This window comes from Streptomyces sp. NPDC048659, from assembly GCF_040650575.1.
Lineage (GTDB): Bacteria > Actinomycetota > Actinomycetes > Streptomycetales > Streptomycetaceae > Streptomyces.
In genome coordinates, this window is sequence record NZ_JBEZHM010000073.1 from 22,352 (window position 1) to 31,509 (window position 9,158).

Below are 9,158 nucleotides of genomic sequence, written 5' to 3' on the forward strand. Positions count from 1 at the left end.
TCCTTCCGGACGGTCACTGCGTCACCCCTCTTCGGGGGCACCGCTCTCCTCGTCGGCCTTCGACTCTTCCTTGCCGGCCGGGGCCGCGCCCGGCTGGGGCTCGGCGACGGCCACGCGCGCGGGCCGAATGGTCCGCTCGCCGATCCGGTACCCCGGCTGCAGGATCGCCACGCAGGTCGTCTCGGTGACGTCCGGCGCGTACGAGTGCATCAGGGCCTCGTGGATCGTCGGGTCGAAGGGCTCGCCCTCCTTGCCGAACTGCTGGAGGCCCATCTTGGCGGCGACGGTCTCCAGCGACTCGGCGACCGACTTGAAGCCGCCGACGAGCTCGCCGTGCTCGCGGGCCCGGCCGATGTCGTCGAGCACGGGCAGCAGTTCGGTCAGGAGGCTCGCCACGGCGATCTCCTTGACCGTCACGCGGTCCCGCTCGACCCGGCGGCGGTAGTTCTGGTACTCGGCCTGCAGGCGCTGGAGGTCCGCGGTGCGCTCGCCGAGCGCCGTACGGGCCTGGTCCAGCTGCGCCAGCAGGGCCACGTCACTCGCGTCCCCGGCCGGGGCCGCCCCCTCCGCCTTGTCGGCGGAGGCGGCGGCGGTCTCGGGCTCCTCGGGCGTGCCCTCGGCGGGGACTTCGGGCTTCTCGTCGAAGCCCGGGGTCTCCTCCGACATCAGGCAGCGCCGCCCTTCGGCTTCTCGTCGTCGACGATCTCGGCGTCGACGACGTCGTCGTCGGCCTTGGCCTGCTGGGCACCCTCGGCGCCGGCGGCACCCTGGGCGGCCTGGGCGTCGGCGTACATCGCCTGGCCGAGCTTCTGGGAGACGGCCGCGACCTTCTCGGTGGCGGTGCGGATCTCCGCGGAGTCCTCGCCCTTGAGCTTCTCCTTCAGCTCGGCGACGGCGGTCTCGACCTCGGTCTTGACGTCGCCGGGGACCTTGTCCTCGTTGTCCTTGAGGAACTTCTCCGTCTGGTAGACGAGCTGCTCGCCCTGGTTGCGGCTCTCGGCGGCCTCGCGGCGGCGGTGGTCCTCCTCCGCGTACTGCTCGGCCTCCTCACGCATCCGGTTGACCTCGTCCTTCGGCAGCGAGGAGCCGCCGGTGACGGTCATCTTCTGCTCCTTGCCCGTGCCCAGGTCCTTGGCGGTCACGTGCATGATGCCGTTGGCGTCGATGTCGAAGGCGACCTCGATCTGCGGGACGCCGCGCGGGGCCGGCGGGAGGCCGGTCAGCTCGAACATGCCGAGCTTCTTGTTGTACGCCGCGATCTCGCGCTCGCCCTGGTAGACCTGGATCTGCACGGACGGCTGGTTGTCCTCGGCCGTCGTGAAGATCTCGGACCGCTTGGTCGGGATCGTGGTGTTGCGCTCGATGAGCTTGGTCATGATGCCGCCCTTGGTCTCGATGCCGAGGGACAGCGGGGTGACGTCGAGGAGCAGGACGTCCTTGACCTCGCCCTTGAGGACACCGGCCTGCAGGACGGCGCCGATGGCGACGACCTCGTCCGGGTTCACGCCCTTGTTGGCCTCGTTGCCGCCGGTCAGCTCCTTGACGAGCTCCGCGACGGCCGGCATACGGGTCGAGCCGCCGACGAGGACCACGTGGTCGATCTCGGACAGCGCGATGCCGGCGTCCTTGATGACGTTGTGGAACGGGGTCTTGCAGCGGTCCAGGAGGTCCGCGGTCAGCTGCTGGAACTGCGCGCGGGTGAGCTTCTCGTCCAGGTGCAGCGGGCCCTCGGCGGAGGCCGTGATGTACGGCAGGTTGATCGAGGTCTCCGTGGAGGAGGACAGCTCGATCTTCGCCTTCTCGGCCGCCTCGCGCAGACGCTGGAGGGCCATCTTGTCCTTGGACAGGTCCACGCCGTGCCCGTTGGCGAACTGCTTCACCAGGTAGTCGACGACGCGCTGGTCCCAGTCGTCGCCACCGAGGTGGTTGTCACCGTTGGTGGCCTTCACCTCGACGACGCCGTCGCCGATCTCCAGGAGGGACACGTCGAAGGTGCCGCCACCGAGGTCGAAGACGAGGATCGTCTGGTCGTCCTTGTCGAGGCCGTACGCCAGGGCGGCGGCGGTCGGCTCGTTGACGATGCGCAGGACGTTGAGGCCCGCGATCTCGCCGGCCTCCTTGGTGGCCTGGCGCTCCGAGTCGTTGAAGTATGCGGGGACGGTGATGACCGCGTCGGTCACCTTCTCGCCCAGGTACGCCTCGGCGTCGCGCTTCAGCTTCTGGAGGATGAACGCCGACATCTGCTGCGGGTTGAAGCTCTTCCCGTCCAGCTCGATCTTCCAGTCGGTGCCCATGTGGCGCTTCACGGACCGGATGGTCCGGTCGACGTTGGTGACCGCCTGGCGCTTGGCGACCTCGCCGACGAGCACCTCGCCGTTCTTGGCGAAGGCGACGACGGACGGCGTGGTCCTGGCGCCTTCGGCGTTGGTGATGACGGTGGGCTCGCCGCCTTCGAGAACGCTGACGACGGAGTTAGTGGTGCCCAGGTCGATGCCGACCGCACGTGCCATTTCGATTCCTCCAGCTGACTGCTGACTGACTTGAGTGGATCTGACTCAAGGATGCATCACACCCGAGCCGGAGTCAACAGACTTGAGTGGACCCGACTCAAGTCTTCACTCTCCTCCTCGCTCAGGGAGCCTCACTCAAAGGGTCGCAGAGGGCGCGTCATTCCCCGATAAGGACCGCCGGCGCGTGAGAGAGTCCGGACAAATCCCATGATTCTCGCCAGTCTCATGATTCCTACCGGTCCCATGATTCTCCCCAGGAGGTACGCGCGCATGACGGCGAAACGCGCGGTGGACGTGGCGGGCGGGCTGGCCCTGCTGGCCCTGCTCTCCCCGCTGATCGCCCTCGTCGCCCTCTCGGTCGCCCTCGGCACCAGCAGCCCGCGCGGGGCGCTGCGCCGCCGCCCGGTCGCGGGGCGGGGCGGGCGCGTCTTCACGATGCTGACCTTCCGCACCAGGAGCCCGCTGGCCACGCTGCCGCTGCTGCTGCACGTCGTGCGGGGCGAGATGTCGCTGGTGGGGCCCTGCCCGCTGGCGCCCGGCCACCGGGAGTCCACCGGCGACGGACGGCGCCGGCTGACCGTACGCCCGGGGATGACGGGACTCTGGCAGATCAGCGGGCGCTCGGAGCTGCCCTGGGAGGAGCGCGAGCTGCTGGACCTCCACTATGTGGACCACCACTGGCTCGGCATGGACCTGGTGATCCTTGCGCGTACGCTTCCTGCAGTCCGCCGACGCCGCAACGCACCGCCGACGGCAAGGGTTGCCTGAGCGACACAGATCACCGTGAGCTCCGCTACAGTGCGGCGCCACGAGCGGGTAATCTCGGCACGGACTGAATAAGTTACCGCTTAGTAGGCCCGACTGGCCCCCGCCCGAGGAGCCCCTCATGCAGCTCGCCGCGATCATCGTGTCGCTGGCCCTGACCGTGGTCGGCGTTGCCCTGCTCGCTCGCGCCATCGGTCAGTTCGTCCGCTACTTCAAGCTGGGCCAGCGCCTCCCGGCCGGCGCCCGGACCGACAACCCCTACCAGCGCAGCGTGACGCTCGTCCGGGAGTTCCTCGGCCACACGCGCATGAACCGCTGGGGCATCGTCGGCTTCGCCCACTGGTTCGTCGCCGTCGGCTTCCTGACCCTGCCGCCCACCCTCGCGCAGGCGTTCGGGCAGCTCTTCCAGGCCGACTGGACGCTGCCGGTCATCGGCGGCTTCCTGCCGTTCGAGCTGTACATCGAGTTCATCGGCGTCATGACCATCCTCGGCATCGCCGTCCTCATGGTCATCCGTCTGCTGAGCCTCCCGGGCCGGGCCGGCCGCAAGTCTCGCTTCGCCGGCTCCAAGGCGGGCCAGGCGTACTTCGTCGAGTACGTCATCCTCACCATCGGCCTCGCGATCTACGTGCTGCGCGGCCTCGAAGGCGCGATCCACCACGTCGAGGGCTACGAGGCCGCGTACTTCGCCTCGTACCCCCTGGTCCTCGCCTTCAAGGGCCTGAGCGTCGCGACCCTGCAGAACCTGATCTACCTCACCGCCATGGTCAAGATCAGCACCTCGTTCATCTGGATGATCGTGGTCTCGCTGAACACCAACATGGGCGTCGCCTGGCACCGCTTCCTCGGCTTCCCGAACATCTGGTTCAAGCGCAACGCCACCGGCGAGACCGCCCTCGGCGCGCTCCAGCCGATGACCTCCGGCGGCAAGCCGATCGACTTCGAGGACCCGGGCGAGGACGACGTCTACGGCGTCTCCCAGGTCGAGCAGTTCTCCTGGAAGGGCCTGCTCGACTTCTCCACCTGCACCGAGTGCGGCCGCTGCCAGTCGCAGTGCCCCGCCTGGAACACCGGCAAGCCGCTCTCCCCCAAGCTCCTCATCATGTCGCTCCGCGACCACGCCCACGCCAAGGCGCCGTACCTGCTCGCGGGCGGCGGCAAGACCATGGAGGGCGAGGAGAAGGCCACCGAGGAGCAGCTCAAGGACGTCCCCGCCGCGGCCCTGGCCGAGGCCGAGCGCCCCCTCATCGGCACCGCCGAGGAGAACGGCGTCATCGACCCCGACGTCCTGTGGTCCTGCACCACCTGCGGCGCCTGCGTCGAGCAGTGCCCGGTCGACATCGAGCACATCGACCACATCGTCGACATGCGCCGCTACCAGGTGATGATCGAGTCCGCGTTCCCGTCCGAGGCGGGCACGATGCTCAAGAACCTGGAGAAGAAGGGCAACCCCTGGGGCCTGGCCAAGAAGCAGCGGGTCGAGTGGACCAAGGAGGTCGACTTCGAGGTCCCGATCATCGGGAAGGACGCGGAGGACCTCTCCGAGTTCGACTACCTCTACTGGGTCGGCTGCGCCGGCGCCCTGGAGGACCGCGCCAAGAAGACCACGAAGGCGTTCGCGGAGCTGCTGAACATCGCGGGCGTCAAGTTCGCGATCATGGGCGGCGACGAGAAGTGCACCGGTGACTCCCCCCGCCGCCTCGGCAACGAGCCGCTGTTCCAGCAGCTCGCCCAGGAGAACGTCGCCATGCTGAACATGGCGTTCGGCGAGGACGACGACGACCCGGAGACGAAGAAGCCGAAGTCGGCGAAGAAGATCGTCTCGACCTGCCCGCACTGCTTCAACACCATCGCCAACGAGTACCCGCAGCTCGGCGGCGAGTACGAGGTCATCCACCACACCCAGCTGCTCCAGCACCTCATCGACGAGGGCAGGCTGGTCCCGGTGACCCCGGTCGACGGCCTGATCACCTACCACGACCCGTGCTACCTGGGCCGCCACAACAAGGTCTACACGCCCCCGCGCGAGATCATGTCCGCCGTCCCGGGCCTGCGCCAGCAGGAGATGCACCGCCACAAGGAGCGCGGCTTCTGCTGCGGCGCCGGCGGCGCGCGGATGTGGATGGAGGAGCGGATCGGCAAGCGCATCAACACCGAGCGCGTCGACGAGGCCCTGTCCCTCAACCCGGACATCGTCTCCACCGCCTGCCCGTTCTGCCTGGTCATGCTGACGGACTCGGTCAACGGCAAGAAGAACGACGGCAAGGCCAAGGAGAGCCTCCAGGTCGTGGACGTGGCCCAGCTGCTCCTCGACTCGGTGAAGACCCCGGCCGACCCGGAGCCGGCCGAGGAGCCGGAGCCCGAGCCGGAGCCGGCGGCGTGACACCGACGCCGTAGCACCTACGAGACGAGAGGGCCGTGACCGCCGCAGCCGGCGGGGGCGGCCCTCTCGCCGTACCGCCGTCCGACCGAGGGACGACCCCTAGGGGATGTCACAGCTCTGCCGCACTCCGCCGCCGGGGAGCGATCCCGCGGCGGGAGCGGGTACGTTCATGGACGTGGCTGGATTCAGGAACGGACGCGGCCGGGCCGGCGGCCCCCCGCGGCAACCGCAACAACCGCAGCACCCGCAACGCCCGCAGCAGGGGCCCTACGGGTACGAGGCGGCTCCTCCGCCGTACCCGCAGCAGTACCCCCCGCAGCAGTACGGGCAGCAGCCCCCGCAGCAGGCGTACGGCGAGCCGGAGTACTTCGGCGACCCGCAGCAGCAGCCGTACGGGCAGCAGCAGCCCCCGCACCCGCACGACCGGCAGCAGTACGCGGCGGCGAACAACCCGGGCCACACCCAGGTCTTCAGCGTGCACGACGACCCGTACGGCCAGGGCGCCACGTACCAGGCCGGCGCCGCCCCCGTGCCGACGGGCCCGCGGCTGCACTGGAAGGCGCTGCTGAGCGGCATCGTGCTGCGCCCGGCGGACACGTTCCTGCGGATGCGGGACCACGCGGTGTGGGGCCCGGCGCTGATCGTGACGCTGCTCTACGGGCTGCTCGCGATCTTCGGCTTCGAGAAGACCGGCACGGAGACGGTCGACCCGACGGTCTCGGCCGCGCTGATCACGGCCGTCGCCTTCGTGGTCGGCAGCCTGATCCTGGGCACGGTGACCCACACCCTCGCGCGCCAGCTCGGCGGCGACGGGGCCTGGCAGCCGACGGTCGGCCTGTCGATGCTGATCATGTCGCTCACGGACGCCCCGCGCCTGGTCTTCGCGGCCTTCCTGGGCGGCGAGAACGGCCTGGTGCAGGTCATCGGCTGGCTGACCTGGCTGGCGGCGGGCGCCCTGTTCACGGTCATGGTGAGCCGCTCACACGACCTCCCGTGGCCGAAGGCCCTGGGGGCGTCGGCGATCCAGCTGGTGGCCCTGCTTAGCCTGATCAAGCTGGGCACGCTGTAGGAGCCGGCCGCTGAGAGGCGTGAGAAAGGCCCCGCCGGGGATCCCGGACGGGGCCTTCGCACGCGTACCGCTGCGCGCGATCCCACTTACGCAGGTACGGCACGAGGGGTGACCATGGCCCGGACCGAGTACTACGACGACCCGAACGCGCCCAAGCCGAACAGCATGGTCGTCGCGGCTTCGGCCGTCGTCACCGACGAGCAGGGGCGCATCCTGCTCCAACGTCGACGCGACAACGATCTGTGGGCCCTCCCCGGCGGGGGCATGGACCTCACCGACTCGCTGCCCGGGACGGCCGTCCGCGAGGTCAAGGAAGAGACCGGCCTGGACGTGGAGATCACGGGACTCGTCGGCACGTACACCGACCCGAGGCACGTCATCGCCTACACGGACGGCGAGGTGCGCCGGCAGTTCAACGTCTGCTTCACCGCGCGGATCGTCGGCGGAGAACTGGCGATCTCGGACGAGTCGACGGAGCTACGGTTCGTCCGTCCGGACGAACTGGGCCAACTCCCGATGCACCACACGCAGCGGCTCAGGCTCCGCCACTTCCTGGAGCACCGCGAGCGGCCCTATCTCGGCTGACCTGATCGCTTCCGTCCCGCTTCCGATCCGGTGGACTACCCAGGGAACCGGGGTCCTCGACCTCCTGGCGGAGGCGCGGGACGGACCGGAAGCGGACGGCGAGGGCCCGCCTCAGGCGTCGAGGACCTGGCCCTCGCGCTTGACGACGGGCGGCTCGACGGACCAGGGAAAGTTGATCCACTCGTCGGTCTTCTTCCACACGTACTCGCACTTCACGAGGGAGTGCGACTTCTCGTAGATGACGGCGGAGCGGACCTCGGCGACGTGGTCGACGCAGAAGTCGTGGACCAGCTTGAGCGTCTTGCCGGTGTCGGCGACGTCGTCGGTGATCAGGACCTTCTTGTCGGAGAAGTCGATCGCGTCGGGCACCGGCGCGAGCATGACCGGCATCTCCAGGGTGGTCCCCACGCCCGTGTAGAACTCGACGTTCACGAGGTGGATGTTCTTGCAGTCCAGGGCGTAGGCCAGACCGCCGGCGACGAAGACGCCGCCGCGGGCGATGGAGAGCACGATGTCGGGCTCGTAGCCGTCGTCGGCGATGGTCTGGGCGAGCTCGCGGACGGCGGTCCCGAAGCCCTCGTACGTCAGGTTCTCGCGTACTTCACTCATGCCTGCGACCGCCTCACACCTGGGTCCGATGGAAGTTCAAGTAGGAGCGGGAGGCCGTCGGGCCCCGCTGCCCCTGGTACCGCGAGCCGTACCGCTCGCTGCCGTACGGGAACTCGGCGGGCGAGCTGAGCCGGAACATGCACAGCTGCCCGATCTTCATTCCCGGCCAGAGCTTGATCGGCAGGGTGGCCAGGTTCGACAGCTCCAGGGTCACGTGCCCCGAGAAACCGGGGTCGATGAACCCGGCGGTCGAGTGCGTGACGAGCCCGAGCCGCCCCAGGGAGCTCTTCCCCTCCAGGCGCGACGCGATGTCGTCCGGCAGGGTGATGACCTCGTAGGTCGAGGCGAGCACGAACTCGCCGGGGTGCAGGATGAACGCCTCGTCCCCCTCGGGCTCGACCTGGCGGGTCAGGTCCAGCTGCTCGATGGCGGGGTCGATGTGGGGGTGGCGGTGGTTCTCGAACACCCGGAAGAAGCGGTCAAGCCTCACGTCGATGCTCGAGGGCTGCACCATGGATTCGTCGTACGGGTCGATGCGCACCCGTCCGGCATCGATCTCGGCCCGGATGTCCTTGTCTGAGAGAAGCACGCTCCCACGATACGCAGAGGGTGCGGAGCTCCCCCAATCGGGAAGCACCCACACCCTCCGGACATCGTCAGCGCTGCCCGATCTCCACGGGCACCGCATGCCGCAGCCGCGCACACCGCGGACACCGGACGAGCCGCGCGGGCCCGATCCGTCCCGCGCCGAGATGCTGCAGCGGGAACGAAGCGGTGCTGAAAACGTGCCCCTCGGCACAACGGACGACGGTGCGCTCCATCGAACCCATCAAGTCCCTTCCCCGACAACCCAAGTGGTGGACGAGAGAGCCACATTAGGGGATCAACGGGACACGACTCCACGCGGCACTCCGCAGCCCCCGGACGGACGCGCTTCGCCTCAAGTGGCGCATGGGGTACAGTGTGCAACGATGTCGCACCCGATCTTGGGGGCGGTTTTCGCGGATGTAGTTTAATGGTAGAACATGAGCTTCCCAAGCTTATAGCGCGGGTTCGATTCCCGTCATCCGCTCGTAGAGACGAAGGCCCAGGTCATTGACCTGGGCCTTCGTCGTTGTCCGGCTCAGAGCCGTGCACCATGCCGCCGGCGCCGGCGGCGAGCACCCGCGACCGGCTCGGGCAGGCCGTCAGGGTCGTGCGGATCATGCCGGTGCCGTACTCGGAGGCGATGGTCAGC

Annotated in this window: 8 protein-coding genes, 1 tRNA gene and 1 pseudogene; 5 read left to right on the forward strand and 5 right to left on the reverse strand. The window is 68.9% G+C overall.

Translation table 11 applies throughout. The annotated features are described in order from the left end of the window. Positions 1–21 precede the first annotated feature (21 nt). Both grpE and dnaK read right to left on the reverse strand, forming a co-directional pair. Positions 22–666 (reverse strand): nucleotide exchange factor GrpE, encoded by a 645-nt coding sequence (grpE, locus tag AB0C99_RS34960; RefSeq protein WP_362483773.1) that lies wholly within the window; start codon positions 664–666, stop codon positions 22–24. Beyond that, positions 666–2,510, reverse strand: a complete 1,845-nt coding sequence (gene dnaK / locus AB0C99_RS34965) for a molecular chaperone DnaK (RefSeq protein ID WP_362483775.1) — start codon at positions 2,508–2,510, stop codon at positions 666–668. The genes grpE and dnaK overlap by 1 nt, the downstream gene beginning before the upstream one ends. A 270-nt stretch (positions 2,511–2,780) precedes the next feature. Here dnaK and AB0C99_RS34970 point away from each other — a divergent pair, with 270 nt between their 5' ends. The 4 genes from AB0C99_RS34970 (at position 2,781) to AB0C99_RS34985 (ending at position 7,312) form a co-directional block, all read left to right on the forward strand. Then, complete coding sequence (locus tag AB0C99_RS34970; protein WP_362483777.1) at positions 2,781–3,278, forward strand: sugar transferase; 498 nt, start codon at positions 2,781–2,783, stop codon at positions 3,276–3,278. Between the two features lie 118 nt (positions 3,279–3,396). Then, on the forward strand, positions 3,397–5,658 hold the full coding sequence (locus AB0C99_RS34975) for a (Fe-S)-binding protein (RefSeq protein WP_362483779.1): 2,262 nt from the start codon (positions 3,397–3,399) through the stop codon (positions 5,656–5,658). Positions 5,659–5,764: 106 nt separating this feature from the next. Further along, positions 5,765–6,727 carry a Yip1 family protein gene (locus AB0C99_RS34980; RefSeq protein WP_362483781.1) on the forward strand — a complete coding sequence of 321 codons (963 nt, stop codon included), beginning with the start codon at positions 5,765–5,767 and terminating at the stop codon, positions 6,725–6,727. Positions 6,728–6,841: 114 nt separating this feature from the next. Continuing rightward, positions 6,842–7,312: an NUDIX domain-containing protein gene (locus AB0C99_RS34985; protein ID WP_362483782.1), complete on the forward strand. Its 471-nt coding sequence runs from the start codon at positions 6,842–6,844 to the stop codon at positions 7,310–7,312. A 111-nt stretch (positions 7,313–7,423) separates the two neighbouring features. Here the strand turns inward: AB0C99_RS34985 and AB0C99_RS34990 are convergent, their stop codons facing one another. Further along, on the reverse strand, positions 7,424–7,921 hold the full coding sequence (locus AB0C99_RS34990) for a phosphoribosyltransferase (protein WP_024755952.1): 498 nt from the start codon (positions 7,919–7,921) through the stop codon (positions 7,424–7,426). Between the two features lie 13 nt (positions 7,922–7,934). Further along, positions 7,935–8,510 carry a dCTP deaminase gene (dcd, locus tag AB0C99_RS34995; protein WP_362483784.1) on the reverse strand — a complete coding sequence of 192 codons (576 nt, stop codon included), beginning with the start codon at positions 8,508–8,510 and terminating at the stop codon, positions 7,935–7,937. Positions 8,511–8,922: 412 nt separating this feature from the next. On the opposite strand from dcd, the gene AB0C99_RS35000 reads away from it, so the two are divergent. Beyond that, positions 8,923–8,993, forward strand: a tRNA-Gly gene (locus AB0C99_RS35000). Between the two features lie 74 nt (positions 8,994–9,067). Here the strand turns inward: AB0C99_RS35000 and AB0C99_RS35005 are convergent. After that, a pseudogene (locus AB0C99_RS35005) lies at positions 9,068–9,158 on the reverse strand (ABC transporter permease); the annotation flags it as partial.